Origin of the sequence: Noviherbaspirillum sp. (assembly GCF_036563305.1) — a bacterium.
Taxonomy (GTDB): domain Bacteria; phylum Pseudomonadota; class Gammaproteobacteria; order Burkholderiales; family Burkholderiaceae_D; genus Noviherbaspirillum.
On record NZ_DATCMQ010000011.1, the window covers coordinates 137,558 to 160,546 of the forward strand.

The 22,989-nt window shown below is 64.6% G+C and carries 21 protein-coding genes; 14 read left to right on the forward strand and 7 right to left on the reverse strand.

Translation table 11 applies throughout. From position 1 onward, the window contains the following. Position 1: 1 nt before the first annotated feature. Complete coding sequence (mutY, locus tag VIM12_RS08680) at positions 2-1,117, forward strand: A/G-specific adenine glycosylase (protein WP_331941218.1); 1,116 nt, start codon at positions 2-4, stop codon at positions 1,115-1,117. Here mutY and VIM12_RS08685 read toward each other — a convergent pair. From VIM12_RS08685 to ilvA, 7 genes are all read right to left on the reverse strand, one after another. After that, positions 1,079-2,215, reverse strand: a complete 1,137-nt coding sequence (locus VIM12_RS08685; protein WP_331941219.1) for a GGDEF domain-containing protein — start codon at positions 2,213-2,215, stop codon at positions 1,079-1,081. The genes mutY and VIM12_RS08685 overlap by 39 nt on opposite strands. Positions 2,216-2,433: 218 nt before the next feature. Further along, complete coding sequence (locus VIM12_RS08690) at positions 2,434-3,057, reverse strand: LON peptidase substrate-binding domain-containing protein (protein WP_331941220.1); 624 nt, start codon at positions 3,055-3,057, stop codon at positions 2,434-2,436. A gap of 25 nt (positions 3,058-3,082) precedes the next feature. After that, complete coding sequence (gene rapZ / locus VIM12_RS08695; RefSeq protein ID WP_331941221.1) at positions 3,083-3,949, reverse strand: RNase adapter RapZ; 867 nt, start codon at positions 3,947-3,949, stop codon at positions 3,083-3,085. Between the two features lie 58 nt (positions 3,950-4,007). After that, positions 4,008-4,946, reverse strand: coding sequence for an HPr(Ser) kinase/phosphatase (gene hprK, locus VIM12_RS08700; protein WP_331941222.1), 939 nt, complete (start codon positions 4,944-4,946; stop codon positions 4,008-4,010). Between the two features lie 12 nt (positions 4,947-4,958). Beyond that, positions 4,959-5,426: a PTS sugar transporter subunit IIA gene (locus VIM12_RS08705; RefSeq protein WP_331941223.1), complete on the reverse strand. Its 468-nt coding sequence runs from the start codon at positions 5,424-5,426 to the stop codon at positions 4,959-4,961. A gap of 225 nt (positions 5,427-5,651) precedes the next feature. Then, complete coding sequence (gene queF, locus VIM12_RS08710; protein ID WP_331941224.1) at positions 5,652-6,491, reverse strand: NADPH-dependent 7-cyano-7-deazaguanine reductase QueF; 840 nt, start codon at positions 6,489-6,491, stop codon at positions 5,652-5,654. A 57-nt stretch (positions 6,492-6,548) separates the two neighbouring features. Beyond that, entirely contained in the window at positions 6,549-8,123 is a 1,575-nt protein-coding gene (gene ilvA / locus VIM12_RS08715) for a threonine ammonia-lyase, biosynthetic (RefSeq protein ID WP_331941225.1), read from the reverse strand. A 41-nt stretch (positions 8,124-8,164) separates the two neighbouring features. Between ilvA and VIM12_RS08720 the strand changes: the two genes are divergently transcribed. From VIM12_RS08720 to aspS, 13 genes are all read left to right on the forward strand, one after another. Then, positions 8,165-8,653 carry a YqaA family protein gene (locus VIM12_RS08720; RefSeq protein ID WP_331941226.1) on the forward strand — a complete coding sequence of 163 codons (489 nt, stop codon included), beginning with the start codon at positions 8,165-8,167 and terminating at the stop codon, positions 8,651-8,653. A gap of 143 nt (positions 8,654-8,796) precedes the next feature. Then, entirely contained in the window at positions 8,797-12,789 is a 3,993-nt protein-coding gene (locus VIM12_RS08725; RefSeq protein ID WP_331941227.1) for an FAD/FMN-binding oxidoreductase, read from the forward strand. A gap of 2 nt (positions 12,790-12,791) precedes the next feature. Then, positions 12,792-13,232 carry an HIT family protein gene (locus VIM12_RS08730; protein ID WP_331941228.1) on the forward strand — a complete coding sequence of 147 codons (441 nt, stop codon included), beginning with the start codon at positions 12,792-12,794 and terminating at the stop codon, positions 13,230-13,232. Positions 13,233-13,241: 9 nt separating this feature from the next. Beyond that, positions 13,242-13,655 carry a DUF971 domain-containing protein gene (locus tag VIM12_RS08735; RefSeq protein ID WP_331941229.1) on the forward strand — a complete coding sequence of 138 codons (414 nt, stop codon included), beginning with the start codon at positions 13,242-13,244 and terminating at the stop codon, positions 13,653-13,655. A gap of 120 nt (positions 13,656-13,775) precedes the next feature. Next, positions 13,776-14,510 (forward strand): bifunctional demethylmenaquinone methyltransferase/2-methoxy-6-polyprenyl-1,4-benzoquinol methylase UbiE, encoded by a 735-nt coding sequence (gene ubiE, locus VIM12_RS08740; RefSeq protein WP_331941230.1) that lies wholly within the window; start codon positions 13,776-13,778, stop codon positions 14,508-14,510. Between the two features lie 9 nt (positions 14,511-14,519). Then, the gene (locus VIM12_RS08745; RefSeq protein WP_331941231.1) at positions 14,520-15,455 is read left to right on the forward strand and encodes a Tim44 domain-containing protein; all 936 of its coding nucleotides are present in this window, start codon (positions 14,520-14,522) and stop codon (positions 15,453-15,455) included. A 73-nt stretch (positions 15,456-15,528) separates the two neighbouring features. Next, positions 15,529-16,128 (forward strand): ubiquinone biosynthesis accessory factor UbiJ, encoded by a 600-nt coding sequence (locus VIM12_RS08750; RefSeq protein WP_331941232.1) that lies wholly within the window; start codon positions 15,529-15,531, stop codon positions 16,126-16,128. Next, on the forward strand, positions 16,129-17,703 hold the full coding sequence (ubiB, locus tag VIM12_RS08755) for a ubiquinone biosynthesis regulatory protein kinase UbiB (protein WP_331941233.1): 1,575 nt from the start codon (positions 16,129-16,131) through the stop codon (positions 17,701-17,703). A 3-nt stretch (positions 17,704-17,706) separates the two neighbouring features. Next, a complete protein-coding gene (locus VIM12_RS08760) occupies positions 17,707-18,327 on the forward strand; it encodes a methyltransferase (protein ID WP_331941234.1) in 621 nt (206 codons plus the stop codon). 97 nt (positions 18,328-18,424) lie between these two features. Continuing rightward, on the forward strand, positions 18,425-19,897 hold the full coding sequence (locus VIM12_RS08765; protein ID WP_331941235.1) for a sodium:solute symporter family protein: 1,473 nt from the start codon (positions 18,425-18,427) through the stop codon (positions 19,895-19,897). 163 nt (positions 19,898-20,060) lie between these two features. Continuing rightward, positions 20,061-20,351: an FmdB family zinc ribbon protein gene (locus tag VIM12_RS08770; protein WP_331941236.1), complete on the forward strand. Its 291-nt coding sequence runs from the start codon at positions 20,061-20,063 to the stop codon at positions 20,349-20,351. Between the two features lie 39 nt (positions 20,352-20,390). Further along, complete coding sequence (locus VIM12_RS08775) at positions 20,391-21,020, forward strand: DUF502 domain-containing protein (protein ID WP_331941237.1); 630 nt, start codon at positions 20,391-20,393, stop codon at positions 21,018-21,020. 74 nt (positions 21,021-21,094) lie between these two features. Next, entirely contained in the window at positions 21,095-22,897 is a 1,803-nt protein-coding gene (gene aspS, locus VIM12_RS08780; RefSeq protein WP_331941238.1) for an aspartate--tRNA ligase, read from the forward strand. Positions 22,898-22,989 lie beyond the last annotated feature (92 nt).

A 22,989-nucleotide genomic window follows, 5' to 3' on the forward strand; every position in this document is an offset into this window, starting at 1 on the left:
AATGAAGAAACTGCTGGACCCGGCGCCCGCCGAAACGGGCGCCGCAGCGCCGTTGCCGCCCGGCGCCGGTTTCGCCGAAGAGGTGATCGCGTGGCAGCAGCAGCATGGGCGTCACGCGCTGCCGTGGCAGAACACCCGCGATCCGTATCGCGTCTGGCTGTCCGAGATCATGCTGCAGCAGACTCAGGTCAGCGCGGTCATTCCCTACTACCAGCGCTTTCTGCAACGCTTTCCGGACGTCGGTGCACTCGCCGCGGCTTCTTCCGAAGACGTGATGGCGCACTGGAGCGGCCTCGGCTACTACAGCCGCGCCCGCAACCTGCACCGATGCGCCCGGCAGGTCGTTGCCGAATACGGCGGCAGCTTTCCGCAGGATCCGCTGCAGCTCGCGGCACTGCCGGGGATTGGTCGTTCCACCGCAGCGGCGATTGCCGCCTTTTCCTTCGGCGCCCGCGCTGCCATCCTCGACGGCAATGTAAAGCGCGTCTTCTGCCGGGTCTTTGGCATCGACGGGTACCCGGGCGCGAAAGCCGTGGAAGACAAGCTATGGCAGCGCGCAGAAGCGCTCCTGCCGCAGACCGGGATGGAGGCGTATACCCAGGGCCTGATGGATCTCGGCGCTACCCTGTGCACCCGCAGTCGCCCGTCCTGCGCGCGTTGCCCGCTGGCGCATCGTTGTGTCGCGCTGGCGCAGGGCAGGACCCATCTGCTCCCCATGCGCAAGCCGAAGAAGGCGATCCCGGAACGGCATACCGCAATGCTGGTCGTCACCAGCGGCATGGAGGTGCTGCTGGAACAGCGACCTGACAGCGGTATCTGGGGCGGACTGCTGTCGCTACCGGAACTGGATCGGGGCGCCGGGCCGGATGCCATTTCCGCTGCCGCTGCCCGTTTCGGCCATCCCGGGACATGCGAGAAGCTGCAAGCGTTCTCGCATGTCTTCACGCATTTCAGGCTGCATGTCGATCCCTACCGCGTGCGGCTGGAGCGACGGGAAGAACGGGTGGCACAGAGCGGCTACGTCTGGTACGCCGCGGATGGGCTTGCCGATGCGCCATTGCCGGCGCCGGTGAAGAAGCTACTGCTGGCTGTATTCCGCGCCGACCTGTTCGGCTGACCATTCCACCCGGTTGCGGCCGAGCTGCTTGGCGCGGTACAAGGCGGCGTCCGCGCGCGCGATGAGGTCGGTCAGCTTCTCGCCGGGGCGGTACTCGGCGACGCCGATGGATAGCGAAATGTGCTTCTGCGGCAGCACCTTCTGGAAATCGAGGAAGTGGGCGTAGACCCGCAGGCGCTCCGCATGCATGACCGCGCCTTTCACGTCGGTGTCGGGCAGGATCTGCATGAACTCGTCCCCGCCGTAGCGCCCCAGGATGTCGGTATCGCGAATGGTGTTGCGGGCGGTCCGGGCAAATTCCTTGAGGATGGTGTCGCCCACAAGGTGACCGTTGGTGTCGTTGATCTGCTTGAACCGGTCGATATCGATCAGGCAGATCGAAAAAGGAACGCCCCGGGTTCCGGCCTGCAGGCGGGCCTGTTCGAGTTCGGTCTGCAACTGGCGGCGGTTGTACAGGCCGGTCAGCTCGTCCCGTACCGACTTTTCCTCGTAGTGTTCGAGCTGGTAGCGCGTTGCCCGCAGCAGCTGGCGCATGTTCTGGATCTGCTTGCCGACCAGGATCATGCCGGGCAGTGTCAGTGCAAGCACGCACCACTGCACGAGATCGGCGCGGAACATGTCGTTGAAGCCGGCGCTCTGGCCGCGCTGCAGGATGATCCCGAGATAGGTGGACAGGCAAAGGATGGACAGCAGGATGAGCGACGAGGTCGTCAGCCGGAAGATACCGAATGAAAAGGCGATCAACATGAACGGCACCAGCGCGATCTGGGTCGCGCGTTCCATCCACGCCACGCCGAGCATGATCCCGAGCGATACCACCAGCTGCGGCAGCATCAGGCTCGGCTCCCTGAAGCGGGCATGGTAGCCGAGGCGGAACATCGCATAGAAGCCGGCGATGCTGCCGACGACGATAAGGGCGATCACGACGAACTTGGTCCCGCTGATGAAACCCTGGCGGTAGAAGATGAACAGGCTGAGCGCGTACAACAGCGAGATCAGGCTGATCGGGGAAACCTGCGGCATCCGTACCGGCGGCATGGTCCTGCGTCGGTTGATCGACTCGGACCGCAGGGTCTCGCGTGCGTCATCCATTAACATACGATATGCGCTCAAGATGGTACCTGACAGGGCCTGCGAGGCAGGAAGCAAGGGGTTTGGCGAAACAGGAAGGCGACCCCTGCATTTATCCTATGAATGCCTTTGGCCGATTTTGCGCACCGACAAACGGGTTCAAGAAAAGGCGCGGGGCAAGGGACGGGGCAGGGCGGCCGGCCGCCGACGATATTCTTTTGGCATTTCCGGCGCGACGGCGACGGTCAGACGATGCCGTGCTGCTGCAGAAACTGGTGCACCACCGCGAGGCGCGACTGCGCATCGTCCAGTTCAAGCAGTTTCTGACGGGCCTTGAGCGGAATCGGCAGCAGCTCGCACCAGCGGTTGGCGATCCAGCCGGCGCTGTCGAGCCGGAACGGCTGCGAAAATGGGCTGATGAAATCGCCGCCCTGTTCGTTCCGTCCCTGCCGCTCGATATTGTCGATCACCGTTTTCAGCGCCGTCGCGCATTGCACGTGCAAGGCGTCGGGAGGCTGGACGGCATCCGCCGGCAGCATCGCGACCCGCGCTTCCAGGCGCTGGTCCTGCAGCACGCGGCTTTCCAGTATGCGGAAGCGTGCGCCGCCTTCGGTCTGCAGCATCATCATCCCGAGCTGCGGCACGTCCCACGACCGGATATGCGCCAGCGTGCCGACCTCCTCGGGCTCGGCCGCAGCCCCGACTTCCAGGCCCGACCTGATCAGCACCACGCCGAACGGCTGGTCGCGCTTCATGCATTCCCTGACCATGTCGACATAGCGCGTCTCGAATACCCTGAGCGGCAGCACGCCCTGCGGGAACAGGACGGTCTTCAGGGGAAAAAGCGGCAGCCATTCGTTTTGCTGCATGGACGGTCGGATTGGGTGGGAGGTGTCAGGACAGCTCGCGGTGGCGCAGGAGTACGCGCTCGCTCAAGCGGCGGAAGTGTTTTGCCAGCTGCTCGACCATGTACACCGAGCGGTGCTGGCCGCCGGTGCATCCGATGGCGACCGTGAGGTAGCTGCGGTTGTCGTTCTTGAAAGCGGGCAGCCACTTCTCGATGAAGGTGCGGATGTCCGCCATCAGCTCGGCGGCATGGGCCTGGGAATCGAGGAAGGCAATCACCGGCTCGTCGCGCCCGGTGAATGGGCGCAAGGCCGTATCGTAGTACGGATTGGGCAGCACCCGGACGTCGAACACCAGGTCGGCATCGAGCGGCACACCGTACTTGAATGCGAAGGACTCGAACAGGAGCGTCAGCGCGGTCCTTTCGGTTTCGACCAGGTCCTTGATCCAGGAGCGCAGCTTGTTGGCGGAGAGGCCCGAAGTGTCGATCATGTGCCCGAGTCCTTCGATCCCCGACAGCATTTCGCGCTCGCGCAGGATGCATTCGGTGAGCGTGGGCTGGTCCTCCGAAACGCGGTCGGGGCGCACCCGGTGCGACAGCGGATGGCTGCGGCGGGTCTCGGAAAAGCGGGTGATCAGGGACTCGGTCTTGGCCGTCAGGAAAAGCACCTTCACGTCATGACCTTCGCGCTTGAGCTGCTGGATGTCGCCGGGCAGGCTGAGCAGCGAGTCGGCGCTGCGGGCATCCATCGCCACGGCGAGCGGTTCGCCGCCTTCCTCCATCCGCGTCTCAACCAGCTGCCGCAGCAACTTGGGCGGCAGGTTGTCGACGCAAAAATAGCCGGCATCCTCCAGGGCGTTGAGCCCGACGGATTTTCCGGAACCGGAGATGCCGGTGATGAGTATGATGCGCATGCGGCAATCATACCGTAAGCATCTGCCGGTCGCATGCGCGCAGGCGGGCATGGCGGCGCTAGTCGTTGCCCATCGCCCTTTGCTGGCGCTCCATGAATTCCTTCAGCGTATCGATGCCGCGCAGCTGCAGGATGGTATTGCGCACGGCGGCCTCGAGCAGGACTGCGAGATTGCGGCCGGCCTCGACCGGAATCACGACCTTGCGGATCGGAAGGCCCAGCACCTCTTCCGTCTGCGAATGCAGCGGCAGACGCTCGTAGTTCTCCTCCAGGGTGCTGCGGCGAACGAGGTGCACGATCAGCTTGAGCCGCATCTTGCGCCGCACCGCGGTCTCGCCGAAGATCGTCTTGATATCCAGCAGGCCGAGGCCGCGCACTTCGAGCAGGTTCTGCAGCAGCGGCGGGCAGCGGCCTTCGATCATGTTCGGGGCAATGCGGGCGAACTCCACGGCGTCATCGGCCACCAGACCATGGTTGCGGGAGATGAGTTCGAGACCGAGCTCGCTCTTGCCCAGGCCGGACTCGCCCGTGATCAACACGCCCACGCCCAGCACATCCATGAAGACGCCGTGCATCGTCACCCGTTGCGCCAGTTCCTTGGACAGGTAGACGCGCAGGTAGTCGATCACCTGTGCCGCGGGCAGCGGGGTCGAAAACAGCGGTATGTTCTTCTCGTCGCAGATCGCCAGGATGTAGGGCGGCGTTTCCAGGCCCTGGGCGATGATGAACGCCGGCGGCTCGCCGGCGACCAGTTCTTCGGTCTGGTACTTGCGCGACGCCGGCGAGAGACGGTTGTAGTACTGGATCTCCTGGTGGCCGAATACCTGCAGGCGGCCCGGGTGGATCAGGTTCAGGTGGCCAACCTGGTCGGCGGCGGAAGTGGCGTCACCCGAAATCCGGCGCTCGCCCCCGGGGAAGCCCGCGAACCAGCCGAGCTGCAGCGCCTCGCGGGTATCGTCGAACAGCTGCTGGATCGTCAGATGGGTGGAAGCGGGCATGCGCTTGCAGGGTCAGGCGTGGATGCTGGGTTGCCACGCGAGGATCCGCGCATGCACCGAAACGGGGTCCGGATCGCTCGCCAGCACCTGTCGGAAAGCCTCGTCGGAGAACATTTCGGCGACCTCGGAAAGGATTTCGAGATGCTGCTGGGTGACGTGGTCGGGGATCAGCAGGAAAACCAGCAGGCTGACCGGCTGGCCGTCCGGGGATTCGAAGGGGATGGCTTCCTTCAGCCTGACGAACGCCGCGAGCGGCGCCTTCAGTCCCTTGATCCGTCCATGGGGTACCGCCACGCCGTGACCGAGGCCGGTGGATCCGAGGCGCTCGCGGGCGAACAGGTTATCCGACACAACCGAGCGCGCGATGCCGCAGTTGTTCTCAAATATCAATCCTGCCTGCTCGAATGCGCGCTTCTTGCTCGACACTTCCAGATCAAGCACGACATTGTTCGCTGACAGGATTCTCGCCAGATTCGTCATTTTGGGGAAAGCCCTTGGTGCACTGCACAAAACACGGTTTCGAGACGCATTATAGGCCTCTTTGCGGGATGCGTAATCCAAAGGATAGGATCCCTTCCAGAACGCCCATTGATGCCGAGCAGGAAAGCAACGCCCCGCCGATGTCGCGTATCAGCAGCAACGGCGCGGGGCTTGGACAAGCTGCTGCAGAAAAAGTTTTTCAGGAGCAAACCCGACCTTGCCTTTCTACTGGCGTGCGTTGCGCGCGTTGGACGGACGCTGTCCGGTGGTGAAATTGCTGCGCCAGGGATTGATATCCAGTCCACCCCGTCGGGTGTAGCGGGCGTACACCGCCAGCTTCTGTGGACGGCAGCGGCGCAGGATATCCATGAAGATGCGTTCCACGCATTGCTCGTGGAATTCGTTGTGATTCCGGAAACCGATCAGGTAGCGCAGCAGGCTTTCCTGGTCGATCGGCGCACCGACATAGCGGATCTGCACGCTGCCCCAGTCCGGCTGGCCGGTGACCAGGCAGTTCGACTTCAGCAGGTGCGACACCAGGGTCTCTTCCACCGGAGACTCGTCGTGACGCGCCTGCAGCAGGCCGGCATCGGGCGTGTAAGCGTCGACTTCGATGTCCAGGCGGTCGAGGAGCAGACCGTCGAGCTCGCCCATCTGCAGGGTGCCGAAGGCGTCCGGCAGCGTCAGTTTCACATTGACGCCGCTGCCGAAACCATCCGACAGGTCGGCCCGCAGCATGTCTGCCAGCGCTTCAGGGCTTGCCACCCGCGTCTGGTTGAAGGAATTGAGGTAGAGCTTCAGGGACTTGGATTCGATGATGTTGGGCGAATCGGCCGGCACCATGAAGCTGGCGACCGCCACCTGGGGCTTGCCCCGCATGTTGAGCCAGGACAGTTCGTAGGCATTCCAGATGTCCATGCCGAAGAACGGCAGGGTGCCACTGACGCCGATCTCATCACGCTTCTGCTGGCGTCCGATCGGGAACAGCAGCGAGGGCGTGTACTCCGCCTGGTAGGCGGTCGGTTTGCCGAGCGGCGAAGCGTCGGGCTGGTTGGGGGTGGTCATACGCAAAAATTTCTAGGACAGCCGGCACGTCGTGTTGTTCACGCGCCCGCCGCCAGGTTACAGGAACAGCTTGTACGCCGGATTGTCGCTCTCGTCCCAGTAGCGGTAGCCGAGGCCGGCGAGGAATCCGCGGAAGTCCTTCATCTCCTTCTTCGGCACCTGCAGGCCGACCAGGATGCGGCCGACATCACCGCCCTGGTTGCGGTAGTGGAACAGGCTGATGTTCCAGTTCGGCGCCATGCAGGCAAGGAAGCGCATCAGCGCGCCGGGGCGCTCGGGAAATTCGAAGCGGTATAGCAATTCGTCGTGCGCAAGCGGGCTCTTGCCGCCGACGAGGTGGCGGATGTGCAGCTTGGCCAGCTCATCGTGCGTCAGGTCGAGCGCCTTGAAGCCGTGCTTCTCGTAGTTGCTGGTGATCCTGCCGGATTCCTCGCTGTTCGAGATTTGCAGGCCGACGAACACATGCGCCTGTTTCGAATCGCTGATCCGATAGACGAACTCCGTCACATTGCGCGGGCCGGTCAGTTCGCAGAAGCGCCGGAAACTGCCGCGCTCCTCCGGGATGGTGACTGCGAACACCGCCTCGCGTGCCTCGCCGACCTCGGCCCGGTCCGCGACGAAGCGCAGGCGATCAAAGTTCATGTTGGCGCCGCACGCGATCGTGACCAGGTTCTCGTTGCGCACCGGTTTCCTGGATGCCTTGGCGCGCTCGATGTATTCCTTGGCACCGGCAATGGCCAGCGCACCGGCCGGCTCGAGGATGCTGCGGGTGTCCTGGAAAACGTCCTTCAGCGCGGCGCAGACGGCGTCGGTATCCACCAGGATGATGTCGTCGACATACTTGCGCGCAAGACGGAAGGTCTCTTCGCCGACCAGCTTGACGGCGGTGCCGTCGCAGAACAGGCCGACGTCGGGCAGCGTCACGCGCCGGCCGGCCTTCAGGCTGCGCGCCATGGCGTCGGAGTCGGTCGACTGCACCCCGATGATCCTGATGTCGGGCCGCACCGCCTTCACGTAGGCGGCGACGCCGGAGATCAGGCCGCCGCCGCCGATCGCCACGAAGATCGCGTGGATCGGGCCGGGATGCTGGCGCAGGATCTCCATGCCGATGGTGCCCTGGCCGGCGATCACGTCCGGATCGTCGAACGGATGTACGAAGGTCAGCTTCTGCTTCTTTTCCAGCGTCAGCGCATGGTTGTAGGCGTCGGTATAGGAATCGCCGAACAGCACGACCTCGCCGCCACGCGCCTTCACCGCGTCGATCTTGACCGGCGGCGTGGTGGTGGGCATGACGATCACCGCACGGCAGCCGAGTCGTCTGGCGGACAGCGCGACGCCCTGCGCATGGTTGCCGGCCGAGGCGCAGATCACGCCGCGCTTGAGCTGCGCGGGACTAAGGTGCGCCATCTTGTTGTAGGCGCCGCGCAGCTTGAAGCTGAACACGCTCTGCACGTCCTCGCGCTTCAGGTAAATCCGGTTGTCCATCCGCTCGGAGAGGGTGGGGGCAAGCTCCAGTGGCGATTCCACCGCAACGTCGTAGACGCGCGCAGTGAGGATTTTCTTCAGGTAGTCGGTAGTCATCGGCATGCGGTTTTCGGCAGATCCCGTGCGACGCGCAAGGGAACTCGTCATTATAATGGACGCCCCTTGCCTTCCCGCATCTCCTGCCTCCGATGATCGAAACCGCAACACGCTGGCTGCTGGAAGTCCTCGCCGTTCCCGACGTCGGGCTGACCTCGGTCTTCCTGATCAGCATGCTGTCGGCGACGCTGCTGCCGATGGGGTCCGAGCCGGCGGTATTTGCGGTCGTGAAGGCCAATGCGTCGCTGTTTTGGCCGGCGATCCTGGTGGCGACGCTCGGCAATACGATCGGCGGCGTGATCGACTACTGGATGGGCTATGGGGCCAAGCAAGCGTTCGCGAGGGAGCGGGAGAGCCGCTGGTTCGGCTGGCTGCAGCGTTACGGGGCCAAGACCATGCTGCTGTCCTGGCTGCCCGGTCTCGGCGACCCGATCTGCACGCTGGCGGGGTGGCTCAAGTTGCCATTCTGGCCATCGGTCGGCTACATGGCGATCGGGAAGTTCCTCCGCTACCTGACCATGACCGGCGCGCTGCTCTGGATCCCCGACGGCTTCTGGCGGCAGCTGGCAACCTGGCTGTAGTTGCCTTCCCCCGCCAAAATCCGCTGGCTTGGAAAAGAATTCAACATTTTCAATGGTTTAGCCACACGTCGTGTAAGGCCGTTCAGACCTCGCCTATGGCAATACGCTAAAATGCGCCTTTAATGCTTAGCGCACCACCTTAGATGAACGCCCCAGCACAAATCCAGGCACTGATTTCCGATGCGCAGAGTGAAGCGGCACCCACCCGCCTGCGCGAGATACCCTACAACTACACCTCCTTCTCCGATCGCGAGATCGTGATCCGCCTGCTTGGCGAGGACGCGTGGCGCCTGCTCGACGAGCTGCGCGGCGAGCGCCAGACCGGTCGCTCGGCGCGCATGCTGTACGAGGTGCTCGGCGACATCTGGGTGGTGCGGCGCAATCCCTACCTGCAGGACGACATGCTGGAAAACCCGCGTCGTCGCCAGGCGCTGGTCGACGCACTCACGCATCGCCTGAACGAAGTGGAGAAGCGCCGCCTGACCAGCGACCTGGCCGAGGCGGGCGACCCGCATGCGCGCCGTCGTAGCGCCAGCGTGGAAGCGCTGGTGAAGGCCGCGCGCAAGGCGGTGGCCGATTTCGGCGAGGAGTTCCGCAGTACCTACGACCTGCGCAAGCGCGCGACCCGGGTGCTGGGCCGCTATACCGCGAAGGACAACATCAAGTTCGACGGATTGTCGCGCGTATCGCATGTGACCGACGCCACCGACTGGCGTGTCGAGTATCCGTTCGTGGTGCTGACGCCGGATTCGGAGGACGAGATGGCCGGCCTGGTGAAGGCCTGCATCGAGCTCGGCCTGACCATCATCCCGCGCGGGGGCGGCACCGGCTATACCGGCGGCGCCGTGCCGCTGACGCCGATGTCCGCGGTCATCAATACCGAAAAGCTGGAGCAGCTCGGCGCGGTGGAAATGACCACGCTGCCGGGCGTGGACCGGCCGTACGCAACCATCTATTCCGGCGCCGGCGTCGTTACCAAGCGCGTGTCGGACGCGGCCGAGAAAGCCGGCTTCGTGTTCGCCGTTGATCCGACCTCGGCGGAGGCTTCCTGCATCGGCGGCAATATCGCGATGAACGCCGGAGGAAAGAAGGCGGTCCTGTGGGGCACGGCGCTCGACAACCTGGCGAGCTGGCGCATGGTCGACCCCAACGGCGACTGGCTGGAAGTGACCCGGCTCGACCACAACCTCGGCAAGATCCACGACGCCCCGGTGGCGCGGTTCAAGCTGGAGTGGACCCATCCGGCCGAGAAGGGCAAGGCGGCCGAGCCGTTCCGCACCGAATACCTGGAGATCGAAGGCCGCCGCTTCCGCAAGGAGGGGCTGGGCAAGGACGTTACCGACAAGTTCCTGGCCGGCCTGCCGGGCATCCAGAAAGAGGGCTGCGACGGGCTGATCACTTCCGCCCGCTGGATCCTGCACCGCATGCCGAAGTTCGCCCGCACCGTCTGCCTCGAGTTCTTCGGCCAGGCGCGCGATGCGATCCCGTCCATCGTCGAAATCAAGGACTTCCTCGACGCCGAGGCGAAGAAGGGCGGCGCGATCCTGGCCGGCCTCGAGCATCTCGACGAACGCTACCTGCGCGCGGTCGGCTACGCGACCAAGTCCAAGCGCGGCGTGCTGCCGAAGATGGCGCTGTTCGGCGACATTGTCGGCGACGACGAGGAAGCGGTCGCCCGCGCCGCATCGGAAGTGGTGCGCATAGCCAATACCCGTGTGGGCGAAGGCTTCGTCGCCGTCAGCCCGGAGACGCGCAAGAAGTTCTGGCTGGACCGCGCGCGCACCGCGGCGATAGCCCGGCATACCAATGCATTCAAGATCAACGAGGACGTGGTCATCCCGCTCGACCGCATGGGCGAGTACACCGACGGGATCGAACGCATCAACATCGAGCTGTCGATCAAGAACAAGCTGCAGCTGGCGGAAGCGCTGCGCGACTTCTTTGCGTCCAGCCACCTCCCGGTCGGCAAGAGCGAGGATGCCGATGCCGACATCCCGGCCGAGGAATTGCTGGAAGACCGCGTGGTGCAGGCCCGCCAGCTGGTCGACCAGGTCGGCGCGCGCTGGAGCTACCTGCTGGCCAACCTCGACAAGCCGTTGCGCGAAGCGCACGACGACCTGGCCGCGCTCGGCCTGTCCATGACCTGGATCGACGAGCGCCTGCAGCGCCAGCCCGATGCCGCGCTGTTCCACGTGCTGCAGGACCGTACGATACGCGTTTCCTGGAAGGCGGAACTGCGCGCGCCGCTGCGCCAGATATTCAACGGCGCGGCATTCAAGCTGATCCTCGACGAGTGCAGTGCGCTGCACAAGCGGGTGCTGCGCGGACGCGTGTTCGTCGCGCTGCACATGCATGCCGGCGACGGCAATGTCCATACCAATATCCCGGTCAACTCGGACGACTACGAGATGCTGCAGGATGCGCATGCCGCCGTGGCGCGCATCATGGTGCTGGCGCGCTCGCTCAACGGCGTGATCTCCGGCGAGCACGGCATCGGCATCACCAAGCTGGAGTTTCTGACCGATGACGAGATCAAGGACTTCCGCGACTACAAGCTGCGGGTCGATCCGGAAGGCCGCTTCAACAAGGGCAAGCTGCTGAATGACCCGGCCATGCCGTCCGACCTGCGCAATGCCTACACGCCGTCGTTCGGCCTGATGGGGCATGAATCGCTGATCATGCAGCAGAGCGATATCGGGGCCATCGCCAACAGCGTGAAGGATTGCCTGCGCTGCGGCAAATGCAAGCCGGTCTGCTCGACCCACGTGCCGCGCGCCAACCTGCTCTACTCGCCGCGCAACAAGATCCTCGCCACGTCGCTGCTGGTGGAAGCCTTCCTGTACGAGGAGCAGACCCGGCGCGGCATCTCGATCCGCCACTGGGAGGAGTTCGAGGATGTGGCCGACCACTGCACCGTCTGCCACAAGTGCGTGACGCCGTGCCCGGTCGACATCGATTTCGGCGACGTCTCGATGAACATGCGCAACCTGCTGCGCAAGATGGGCAAGAAGTCGTTCAACCCGGGCACCGCGACCGCGATGTTCTTCCTGAACGCCACCGATCCTGCCACGATCAACGCGACGCGCCAGGCGATGACCGGCATCGGCTTCAAGGCGCAGCGGATGGCGAACGACGTATTGAAGAAGTTTGCGAAGAAGCAGACCAAGGCGCCGCCGGCGACCCACGGAAAGCCGCCGGTGAAGGAGCAGGTGATCCACTTCATCAACAAGAAGATGCCGGGCAACCTGCCGAAGAAGACCGCGCGCGCATTGCTCGACATCGAGGATGACAAGGTGGTGCCGATCATCCGCGACCCGAAAAAGACCACGGCGGATACCGAGGCCGTCTTCTACTTCCCGGGATGCGGCTCCGAGCGGTTGTTCTCGCAGGTCGGCCTGGCTACGCAGGCGATGCTCTGGCATGTCGGCGTGCAGACCGTGCTGCCGCCGGGCTACCTGTGCTGCGGCTATCCGCAGCGCGGCGCCGGCCAGTACGACAAGGCCGAGAAGATGATGACCGACAACCGGGTGCTGTTCCACCGCGTCGCCAACACGCTGAACTACCTCGACATCAAGACCGTGGTGGTCTCCTGCGGCACCTGCTACGACCAGCTGCAGAGCTATGAATTCGAGAAGATCTTCCCGGGCTGCCGGATCATCGACATCCATGAGTTCCTGCTCGAGAAGGGCGTGAAGCTGGAGGGGGTGGACGGGGTGCGCTACATGTACCACGATCCCTGCCACAGCCCGATGAAGCAGCAGGATCCGCTCAAGACGGTGAATGCGCTGATCACGACCGCCGATGCGCAGAAGATCGAAAAGAACGACCGCTGCTGCGGCGAATCCGGCACCTTCGGCGTCAGCCGTCCCGACATCTCGACGCAGGTCCGATTCCGCAAGGAAGAGGAGATGCGCAAGGGCGCCGACAAGCTACGCGGCGACGGCTTCGGCGGCGAGGTCAAGATCCTGACCTCCTGCCCGTCCTGCTTCCAGGGCCTGTCGCGATACAACGAGGACGCAGGTACCAGCGCCGATTACATCGTGATCGAGATGGCGAAGCACCTGCTCGGCGAGAACTGGCTGCCGGAGTACGTCTCGCGGGCCAACAACGGCGGCATCGAACGGGTACTGGTGTAATCATGGGCAAGCAAGCATCCTGCGAACTGTGCGCACAGGCCGGCGGCGAGGTCATCTACCGGGATGACAACTACCGCGTCGTGCTGGTCGACGATGAACGCTATCCCGGCTTCTGCCGGGTGATCTGGAACGCCCATGCACGCGAGATGACCGACCTGACCGGGCAGGAGAGGGCGATTCTGATCGCCGCCGTCTGGCAGGTCGAGGAGGCGGTGCGCGAGGCGATGCAGCCGCACAAGGTCAACGTCGCCAGCCTCGGCAACGTCGTGCCGCACCTGCACTGGCACGTAATCCCGCGCTACGAAAGCGATGCGCATTTTCCCAACCCGATCTGGGGCGAGGTCATGCGCACGCCGGACTCGGCCGACCTCGAACGACGCCGCGCGATGGTCGCGCAGCTGCGCGCGCTGTTGCAGGACCGCTTCCAGGAATCGCTGCTCTAGGACACCGACATGGCCGATACGCCTTCCCCGACCGCGCTCACCGTGCACAAGCAATCCCGTACGCTGGACATCGCTTTCGATTCCGGCGAGCGCTTCGTGCTGCCGTTTGAATTCCTGCGCGTGTATTCGCCGTCGGCGGAAGTGCGCGGCCATGGCGCCGGCCAGGAGGTGTTGCAGACCGGGATGCGCGAGGTGCTGCTGACCGCCGTTGAGCCGGTGGGCAATTATGCCGTCCAGCTGACGTTTTCCGACGGCCACAACTCCGGCATCTATTCCTGGGACTACCTCTATTCGCTCGGCAAGGACCAGGAGAAACTCTGGGCCGACTACCTTCGCCGCCTGGAGCTGGCCGGATTCACTGCCGAAACCGGGCGCGACGCCCCGATGACCGCCAAGGGCAGCGCCTGCGGACACCACCACTGAGCCTGCCCGGGTTTGCGCCCGGCAACCCTATTTCTTCCGTGTTTCTCGCCTTGCGGAACGCTTGCCGGTCGCGCTGGTCTGCACTTGTATAATGCGGCCTGGATCAACGAGGCTGGCGTCATGACCAATACCACCCATTTCGGTTATCAAACCGTCGCAGAAGAAGAGAAGGCGCACAAGGTCGCCGAGGTTTTTCATTCCGTCGCAGCGAAGTACGACGTGATGAACGACCTGATGTCGGCCGGCATGCACCGCCTCTGGAAGACGTTCACCATCGCACAGGCGGGGGTGCGCCCCGGCTTCAAGGTGCTGGACATCGCCGGCGGCACCGGCGACCTGGCGAAGGCCTTCGCCAGGCAGGCGGGTCCGAGCGGCGAAGTCTGGCTCACGGACATCAACGAATCCATGTTGCGGGTCGGACGCGATCGCCTGTTGAACAAGGGCGTACTGACCCCCACCTTGTTATGTGACGCAGAAAAGCTGCCTTTCCCGAGCGACTACTTCGACCGCGTCACCGTCGCCTTCGGCCTGCGCAACATGACGCACAAGGACCAGGCGCTGGCCGAAATGCGGCGCGTGCTCAAGCCGGGCGGCAAGCTGCTGGTGCTGGAATTCTCGAAGGTGTGGGAGCCGCTGCAGAAGCCGTATGACGTGTATTCATTCTCGGTCCTCCCCTGGCTGGGCCAGCGGATCGCGAACGATGCGGAAAGCTACCGCTACCTGGCGGAGTCCATCCGGATGCATCCGGACCAGGATACGCTCAAGGGGATGATGCAGGACGCGGGGCTGGAACGTGTGGAGTACTTCAACCTGACTGCCGGCGTGGCTGCGCTGCACACCGGCATCAAACTGTAGGAGCTGGCCATGAAGAAATACCTGATCGCACTGATGATTGCCGTCAGCAGCATGTCCGTCGTGGTGGCGGATGCGGAAGCCAAGCGCCTTGGCGGCGGCGGATCGTTCGGCCGCCAGTCGCAAGGCATCGGCAGGCAGGCGACGCCGCCGTCATCGGCCAACCAGCCATCGTCCGCGCAGCGCGCGCAACCGAACTCGCCGGCCGCCGCGGGCGCGACCGCCCCGCGTCCCAGCCCGTGGCGGGGGATACTCGGCGGCGCGTTGCTCGGCCTCGGCCTCGGCGCATTGCTGTCGCACCTCGGGATCGGCGGCGCGCTTGCCAGTGTGATCGGCACCCTGCTGACGTTTGCGCTGATCGCACTGGCGATCATGTTCATCCTGCGCCTGGTGCGCGGCAAGAACGGCGGCGGTCGTGCCGGCCAGCCGGCATTTGCGGGTGGCTACGGTAACCAGCCGATGGCGCGTACACCGGAGATCGGATCGCGCGTCGACCAGCCGTCCCGCCCGCTCGCCTTCCAGGACGTCAATGATGCAGGAACCGTCGGGGCGGCCGGTGCCGCCGCCATGGACATCCCGGCCGATTTCGACGTGCAGGGCTTCCTGCGCCATGCGAAGACCTATTTCATCCGCCTGCAGGCGGCCTGGGACCGTGCGGACGTCAGCGACATCCGCGAATTCACCACGCCGGAAATGTTCGGCGAACTGCGCCTGCAACTGCAGGAGCGGGGCGCGTCGCCCAACCATACCGACGTGATGTCGCTGGAGGCGGAACTGGCGGGCATGGAGCGGACCGGGGACGAGTACGTCGCGAGCGTGCGCTTCTCCGGCATGATCAAGGAGGAGCAGGACGGGTCGGCGCAGCCGTTCTCCGAGGCCTGGAACCTGGTCAAGCCGGTGTCGGGGCAGGGTGGATGGCTACTCGCAGGCATCCAGCAATTGTCCTGACCCCGGGATTACTCCCGGCAAGCTGTTAAACTTGGGCCGCCCGTGACGTCACGGGCGGCTTTGTTTTGCGACCATGATTCCATCTCTGTTTTCCGGTCCGGTCTCCGGCTCGGCTTCCGCCGTCGTTAATCATCTCCTGGCATCCGAGCCCTGGGCGCGGGAGAAGCTCGTCCGGCATGCCGGCAAGGTCGCGCTGTTCGACGCCGGCCCCCTGTCGCTGCGCCTGCAGGTGACGGCCGATGGCATGGTCCGGCAGGCCGAGGAGGGCAGGGCGCCGGAAGTGACGATACGCGCCAGCCTGGGCGACCTGCCGCTGATCCTGCGCAATCGCGAGCAGGCGTTTTCCTACGTGCAGATCGACGGCGACGCCGACTTCGCGCATACCATCTCGCAACTGTCCCAATCGCTGCGCTGGGAAGCGGAAGCCGACCTGTCCCGCCTGGTCGGCGACGTCGCCGCGGTGCGCCTGGTACAGGGCGCGCGCGGTGCGGCCGATGCCGTCCGCACCACCCATCGCAAACTGGCCGAGAACCTGGCCGAATATTTTCTCGAGGAGCAACCGGTGCTGGTACGGCCGCAGGCAGTCAACGATTTTTCCGCCGAGGTCACCCGGCTGCGCGACGATGTCGAACGCCTCGTCAAGCGCGTCGACAAGCTGAAGGGACGCCGCTAAATGTTCTTCAGGTTTCTGCGGCTGTTCAAGATCGCGCGCGTCGCGGTCAAATACGGGCTGGACGACATGGCCGTTTCCGGGCTGGCCAGCCCGCGCCTCGCCCGTGTGATTGCCACCCTGGTCTTCTGGCGCGACATCTCCGCGCCGCGTGGCAAGCGGCTGCGCATGGCGCTGGAGGAGCTGGGGCCGATCTTCGTGAAGTTCGGCCAGGTGCTGTCCACCCGGCGCGACCTGATGCCGCCGGACGTGGCCAATGAACTCGCGCTGCTGCAGGACAGGGTGCCGCCCTTCGACAGCGCCCTCGCGGTACGCCAGATCGAGAAGTCGCTCGGCGCCCATCCGGAGGAACTGTTTGCCGAGTTTGACCGGGAGCCTGTCGCGTCCGCGTCCATCGCCCAGGTGCATTTTGCCCGGCTCAAGGACGGCACCGCGGTCGCGGTGAAGGTGCTGCGCCCCGGCATGAAGCGCTCGATCGAGGAAGACATTGCGCTGATGAAGGTCGCCGCCGGCCTGATGGAACGCCTGTGGGCGGACGGCCGCCGGCTCAAGCCGCGCGAGGTGGTCGGCGAGTTCGACAAATACCTGCACGACGAGCTCGACCTGATGCGCGAGGCGGCCAATGCCAGCCAGCTTCGCCGCAATTTCACGGGTTCCGACCTGTTGCTGGTGCCGGAGATGTTCTGGGACTACTGCTCGACCTCGGTGATCGTGATGGAGCGCATGCGCGGCATTCCCATCTCGCAGACCGAGCGCCTGGTGGCGGAGGGCGTGGACCTGAAGAAGCTGTCGCGGGACGGCGTGGAGATTTTCTTCACCCAGGTGTTCCGCGACGGCTTCTTCCATGCCGACATGCATCCGGGGAACATCCTGGTCTCGGTCGAGCCCGAAACGTTCGGGCGCTACATCGCGCTGGACTTCGGCATCGTGGGCACGCTGACCGACTTCGACAAGGACTACCTGTCGCAGAATTTCCTCGCCTTCTTCCGCCGCGACTACAAGCGCGTGGCGGAAGCGCACATCGAGTCGGGCTGGGCGCCGAAGGATACCCGCGTCGACGAACTCGAGTCCGCCGTGCGCGCCTGCTGCGAGCCGATCTTCGACCGGCCGCTGCGCGACATTTCGTTCGGCCAGGTGCTGCTGCGCCTATTCCAGACCTCGCGCCGCTTCAACGTCGAAGTGCAGCCGCAACTGGTGCTGCTGCAGAAGACCCTGCTCAACATCGAGGGCCTCGGACGGCAGCTCGATCCGGACCTCGACCTGTGGAAGACGGCCAAGCCGTATCTTGAACGCTGGATGCAGGAGCAGGTGGGCTGGCGGGGCATGATCGCCAAGCTGCGCGAAGAGGCACCTCATTACAACAAGGTGCTGCCGCAGCTGCCGCGCCTGGTGCACCAGGCCCTGACCGGCGCCTCCGAGCGTCCGCAGGAGACCGTCGACCTGCTGCGCCGGGTGCTGGACGAACAGCGCCGCACCAACCGGCTGCTCACCTTCGGTGTCTACTTCGGCGGTGGCCTGGCTGCCGGGATCGTCATCGCGCAGATGCTGCAGCGATGGGCGCAGTTCCTGCACTGGTAATCGATGGCGCCCGAATTCACCTCCCGTGATCCGTCGCAGCCGCAGTTCTGGTCGGATCGATTCGAACGCAAGTTCACGCCCTGGGACCGGGGCGGCGTGCCCGAAGCCTTCAGGACGTTCGTCGCCGGCGCGGCACGCCCTTGCGCGACCCTGATTCCCGGCTGCGGCGCCGGCCACGAAGTCGCCCTGCTGGCTGCGGCTGGCTGGGACGTGACGGCGATCGATTTTTCCCCCGCGGCGGTCGCTGCGGCGCGGCAGGCGCTTGGTCCGCTCGCCGACCGCGTGCAGCTCGCCGACTTCTTCAGCTTCGCGCCATCCACGCCGCCCGACCTGATTTACGAACAGGCTTTCCTGTGCGCGCTGCCGCGCGACCGGTGGCCGGCCATCGTCGAGCGCTGGGCGCATCTCCTGACGCCCGGAGGCCTGCTCGCCGGGTACTTCTATTTTGACAATGCTGAAAAGGGACCGCCGTTTGGCGCGGACCCCGGGCAACTGCGCCGGATGCTCGCGCCCCATTTCGCGCAGGTAGAGGACCACGCGGTGACCGACTCCATCCCGATTTTTGCCGGCAAGGAACGCTGGCAGGTGTGGCGGCGCCTGCCGCTGGCCGACAGCGCGCGGTAGGGCCGCAACAAGGGGGCGGCAATGCGGTGCCGGCGACGCGGAATCGGCATCGATTTTCACTATAATTGAGCCCACTTTTTCTACGGAGCAAGCCCAGATGAACGCCACCCTGATCTCCTTCGTCGTGCTGTATCTGCTGGGCACCCTGGCGCTGGGGGTCTGGGCCGGTACCCGGGTGCGCAGCACCTCCGATTTCGCGGTGGCCGGCCGCAGCCTGCCGCTCATCATGGTCATCACGACGACGTTCGCGACCTGGTTCGGCGCTGAAACGGTGATGGGAATACCGGCGCGGTTCGTGCAGGGCGGGTTGAACGCCATCGTCGAAGACCCGTTCGGCGCCGGCACCTGCCTGATCCTGGTCGGCCTGTTCTTCGCCGCGCGCCTCTACCGGCTGAACCTCCTGACCATCGGCGATTTCTTCCGGCAGCGCTACGGCAAGGGCGTCGAGGTGTTCTGCTCGGTCGCGATCATCCTGAGCTACCTGGGGTGGGTGGCGGCGCAGATCACCGCCCTCGGCCTGGTGTTCTCGGTACTGACCAACGGCGCCATGTCGGAGACCACCGGCATGATCGTGGGGACGCTTGCCGTGCTTATCTACGTCGTGGTCGGCGGTTTCCTCGCGGTGGCATGGACCGATTTCATCCAGATGATCGTGCTGGTGGTGGGTCTGTCCGTGATCGCCTTCTTCTCCGCCGACCTTGCCGGCGGCGCCGACAACGTACTTGCCGTCGCCACCGAGCAGTCGCTCTGGAACTTCCTCCCGCAACCGGGCTTCACCGAGCTCGCCGGTTTCATCGGCGCCGGCCTGACCATGATGCTGGGCAGCATTCCGCAGCAGGACGTCTTCCAGCGCGTGATGTCGGCCAAGGACGCCGCAACCGCGCGCAAGGGCGCCGTGATCGGCGGCGTCAGCTACATCCTGTTCGCCTTCGTGCCGATGTTCATCGTGCTGTGCGCGGTGATCGTGATGGGCAATGCCGGGCTGGAGATGGCGAAGAACGACTACCAGCGCCTGCTGCCGACCTTCGTGCTGACCCAGATGCCCCTGATGATGCAGATCCTGTTCTTCGGCGCGCTGCTGTCCGCCATCAAGAGCACGTCGTCGGCCACCCTGCTCGCGCCATCGACCAGCTTCGTCGAGAACATCCTCAAGAACCTGCGCCCGGGCATGACCGACCGCGAGCAGCTGTTCGCGATGCGGGTCAGCATCGTGGTATTCGCGGCACTGGTGCTGGCCTACGCGATCGCCATGAAAGGCACGTCGATCTACGACCTGGTGTCGTCGGCCTATCAGGTCACGCTGGTCGGCGCATTCGTGCCGCTGACCCTCGGCCTGTACTGGAAACGTGCGACCACGCAGGGCGCGATCTTCTCGATCGCTGCCGGCGTCGGCACCTGGATCCTGTTCTTCCCGCAGGTCAGCGGCCTCGGCGACGCCTTCCCGCCGCAGCTTGCGGGCCTCATCGCCGCGTTCGCGGGCATCTTCGTCGGTAGCCTGATGCCGCAGGTGCTCAAGAATCACCGCGAGGACCTGGCCGGGCACCGGCACGGCGCGGCGACGCAAAGCTGAGTAGCCCGGACAAAACGAGGCGACGGGATAGACCCGGTCGAAGCAGGCGGCAGGATGCAGGGTCGGGTATCCGCCTGCTTTCCACGATGACAGGCCGGCATCCAATATTTCCTGAAAAACCTTTATAATTCAGGGTTTTGGATAATTTTTGCGGAGATATCCCATGCCGATCTATGCTTATCGCTGCGAAACCTGCGGTTTTTCCAAGGACGTATTGCAAAAGGTCTCTGACGCGCCGTTGACGGAATGCCCGTCCTGCGCGAAGAGCACTTTCAAGAAGCAGGTGACCGCGGCCGGCTTCCAGCTCAAGGGTACCGGCTGGTACGTGACCGACTTCCGTGGCGGCAGCGGCGGCAGCGCCGCAAGCGCGCCCGCAACCGGCGCAACGACGGAGAAGGCGGCTTCCTCCGACGGCGGGTCCTCGCCTGCCGCGCCGGCAGCGTCAGCCACCTGATCCACCAAGGGGTGCACCGCATCCCGTCCGAAGAAAACCATGCGCAAATACTTCGTTACCGGCCTGCTGATCCTCGTGCCCCTGGTCATCACGGTCTGGGTGCTGAAGCTGATCCTGACCACGATGGACCAGTCCCTGCTGTTGCTGCCCGAGCAATGGCAGCCGAACAAGCTGTTCGGCTTTCAGATCACCGGCATGGGCGCCGTGCTGACGGTGCTCGCCGTGTTCATGACCGGCGTGCTGGCGCGCAATTTCATCGGCAAGCGGGTGGTGCACGTCTGGGAGCGCCTGCTCGGCCGCATCCCGATCGTCAACTCGATCTACTCCAGCGTGAAACAGGTGTCGGACACGCTGTTTTCCTCGTCCGGCAATGCCTTCCGCAAGGCGGTACTGGTGCGTTATCCGCACCAGGGATCCTGGACCATTGCCTTCCTGACCGGCGTTCCCGGCGGTGACGTGCGGAACCATCTCGCCGGCGACTACATCAGCGTCTACGTGCCCACCACGCCCAACCCGACTTCGGGCTTCTTCCTGATGATGGCGCGTGCGGATACCATAGAGCTCGACATGTCGGTCGACGAAGCCCTCAAGTACATCGTGTCGATGGGCGTTGTGGCGCCGGAGTCGCTCGCATCGAAGAACCTGAAAGCCCTGCCGCCCCAACACTGACCGCCCTTTTTTCGGCGCCGCCTGCTGCCGCTGCAGCGCCGGCATCCTCACAAGATCTGCTACTGGAACCCACTATGTCTATGCGAACTCATTACTGCGGCCTCACCACCGAGGAACTGCTCGGCCAAACCGTCAGCCTGTGCGGCTGGGTGCATCGCCGGCGCGACCATGGCGGCGTGATCTTCATCGACCTGCGCGACCGTGAAGGCCTGGTGCAGGTGGTATGCGATCCGGACCGCGCCGACGTGTTCAAGACCGCGGAAGCGGTGCGTAACGAGTTCTGCGTGCGCGTCACCGGCCTGGTGCGCAACCGCCCGGAGGGCACGACCAACGCCAACCTGAAGTCCGGCAAGATCGAGGTGCTGTGCCAGCAGCTGGAAGTGCTGAACGCGTCGGTGACGCCGCCGTTCCAGCTTGACGACGACAACCTGTCCGAGACCACCCGCTTGACGCACCGCGTGCTCGACCTGCGCCGGCCGCAGATGCAGAAGAACCTGCGCCTGCGCTATCAGGTGACGATGGAAGTGCGCAAGTTCCTCGACGCCAACGGCTTCATCGATATCGAAACGCCGATGCTCACCAAGTCGACACCGGAAGGCGCGCGCGACTACCTGGTGCCCTCGCGTGTCAACCCGGGCAACTTCTTCGCGCTGCCGCAGTCGCCGCAGCTGTTCAAGCAGCTGCTGATGGTCGCCAACTTCGACCGCTACTACCAGATCACCAAGTGCTTCCGGGACGAGGACCTGCGCGCGGACCGCCAGCCGGAGTTCACCCAGATCGACTGCGAGACGTCGTTCATGGGCGAGCAGGAAATCCGCGACATGTTCGAAGGCATGATCCGCGGCGTGTTCAAGAACGTGCTCGACATCGACCTGCCGAACCCGTTCCCGGTCATGCAGTACGCCGAGGCGATGGGCCTGTACGGTTCCGACAAGCCCGACATGCGCGTCAAGCTGCAGTTCACCGATCTGACCGCGGTGATGAAGGACGTGGACTTCAAGGTGTTCTCCGCTGCCGCCAACATGGACAACGGCCGCGTGGTCGGCCTGCGCATCCCGGGTGGCGGCGCCATGCCGCGTTCCGAGATCGACGCCTACACCCAGTTCGTCGCCATCTACGGCGCCAAGGGACTCGCCTACATAAAGGTCAATGAGAAGGCCAAGGGCCGCGATGGCCTGCAATCGCCGATCGTCAAGAACATCCATGACGCCGCGCTGACCGCGATCCTGGAGCAGACCGGCGCGCAGGACGGGGACCTGATCTTCTTCGGCGCCGACAAGGCCAAGGTCGTCAACGACGCGATCGGCGCCCTGCGCGTGAAGATCGGCCACAGCGATTTCGGCCGCAAGAACGGCCTGTTCGAGGACACCTGGAAGCCGCTGTGGGTAATCGACTTCCCGATGTTCGAATTCGACGAGGAAGACCAGCGCTACACCGCCGCCCATCATCCGTTCACCTCGCCGAAGGACGGTCATGAAGACCTGCTCGAGACCGACCCGGGCAAGGCGCTGGCGAAGGCCTACGACATGGTGCTCAACGGCTGGGAGCTCGGCGGCGGCTCGGTGCGTATCCACCGCGCGGACGTGCAGAGCAAGGTGTTCCGCGCGCTGAAGATCGACGCCGAGGAAGCCCAGCTGAAGTTCGGCTTCCTGCTCGACGCGCTGCAGTATGGTGCGCCCCCGCACGGCGGCCTCGCCTTCGGCCTCGACCGCATCGTCACCATGATGACCGGCGCCGAGTCGATCCGCGATGTGATCGCCTTCCCGAAGACCCAGCGTGCGCAGTGCCTGCTGACGCAGGCGCCGTCGGAAGTCGACGAGAAGCAGTTGCGGGAACTTCATATCCGCCTGCGGAACGTGGAGGCGGCGAAGAGCTGATTGTGGTTTGCGCCGGCTTTTCGCCGGTGTTGAACTTGTTGTCGAAAGGCCGTTCCCGACTGCTCGGGGACGGCCTTTCTTATTAGGGACAA

Bases quoted from the DNA above. Each gene is read 5' to 3' on its own strand.
- VIM12_RS08735 (WP_331941229.1), top strand. From the start codon at position 13,242: ATGGCCGATACGCCTTCCCCGACCGCGCTCACCGTGCACAAGCAATCC.
- VIM12_RS08750 (WP_331941232.1), top strand. From the start codon at position 15,529: ATGATTCCATCTCTGTTTTCCGGTCCGGTCTCCGGCTCGGCTTCCGCC.
- VIM12_RS08745 (WP_331941231.1), top strand. From the start codon at position 14,520: ATGAAGAAATACCTGATCGCACTGATGATTGCCGTCAGCAGCATGTCC.
- VIM12_RS08775 (WP_331941237.1), top strand. From the start codon at position 20,391: ATGCGCAAATACTTCGTTACCGGCCTGCTGATCCTCGTGCCCCTGGTC.
- hprK (WP_331941222.1), bottom strand. From the start codon at position 4,946: ATGCCCGCTTCCACCCATCTGACGATCCAGCAGCTGTTCGACGATACC.
- VIM12_RS08690 (WP_331941220.1), bottom strand. From the start codon at position 3,057: ATGCAGCAAAACGAATGGCTGCCGCTTTTTCCCCTGAAGACCGTCCTG.
- VIM12_RS08705 (WP_331941223.1), bottom strand. From the start codon at position 5,426: ATGACGAATCTGGCGAGAATCCTGTCAGCGAACAATGTCGTGCTTGAT.
- VIM12_RS08765 (WP_331941235.1), top strand. From the start codon at position 18,425: ATGAACGCCACCCTGATCTCCTTCGTCGTGCTGTATCTGCTGGGCACC.
- queF (WP_331941224.1), bottom strand. From the start codon at position 6,491: ATGACCACCCCCAACCAGCCCGACGCTTCGCCGCTCGGCAAACCGACC.
- VIM12_RS08730 (WP_331941228.1), top strand. From the start codon at position 12,792: ATGGGCAAGCAAGCATCCTGCGAACTGTGCGCACAGGCCGGCGGCGAG.
- VIM12_RS08720 (WP_331941226.1), top strand. From the start codon at position 8,165: ATGATCGAAACCGCAACACGCTGGCTGCTGGAAGTCCTCGCCGTTCCC.
- rapZ (WP_331941221.1), bottom strand. From the start codon at position 3,949: ATGCGCATCATACTCATCACCGGCATCTCCGGTTCCGGAAAATCCGTC.
- VIM12_RS08760 (WP_331941234.1), top strand. From the start codon at position 17,707: ATGGCGCCCGAATTCACCTCCCGTGATCCGTCGCAGCCGCAGTTCTGG.
- ubiB (WP_331941233.1), top strand. From the start codon at position 16,129: ATGTTCTTCAGGTTTCTGCGGCTGTTCAAGATCGCGCGCGTCGCGGTC.
- VIM12_RS08770 (WP_331941236.1), top strand. From the start codon at position 20,061: ATGCCGATCTATGCTTATCGCTGCGAAACCTGCGGTTTTTCCAAGGAC.
- VIM12_RS08685 (WP_331941219.1), bottom strand. From the start codon at position 2,215: ATGTTAATGGATGACGCACGCGAGACCCTGCGGTCCGAGTCGATCAAC.
- mutY (WP_331941218.1), top strand. From the start codon at position 2: ATGAAGAAACTGCTGGACCCGGCGCCCGCCGAAACGGGCGCCGCAGCG.
- ubiE (WP_331941230.1), top strand. From the start codon at position 13,776: ATGACCAATACCACCCATTTCGGTTATCAAACCGTCGCAGAAGAAGAG.
- ilvA (WP_331941225.1), bottom strand. From the start codon at position 8,123: ATGACGAGTTCCCTTGCGCGTCGCACGGGATCTGCCGAAAACCGCATG.
- aspS (WP_331941238.1), top strand. From the start codon at position 21,095: ATGTCTATGCGAACTCATTACTGCGGCCTCACCACCGAGGAACTGCTC.
- VIM12_RS08725 (WP_331941227.1), top strand. From the start codon at position 8,797: ATGAACGCCCCAGCACAAATCCAGGCACTGATTTCCGATGCGCAGAGT.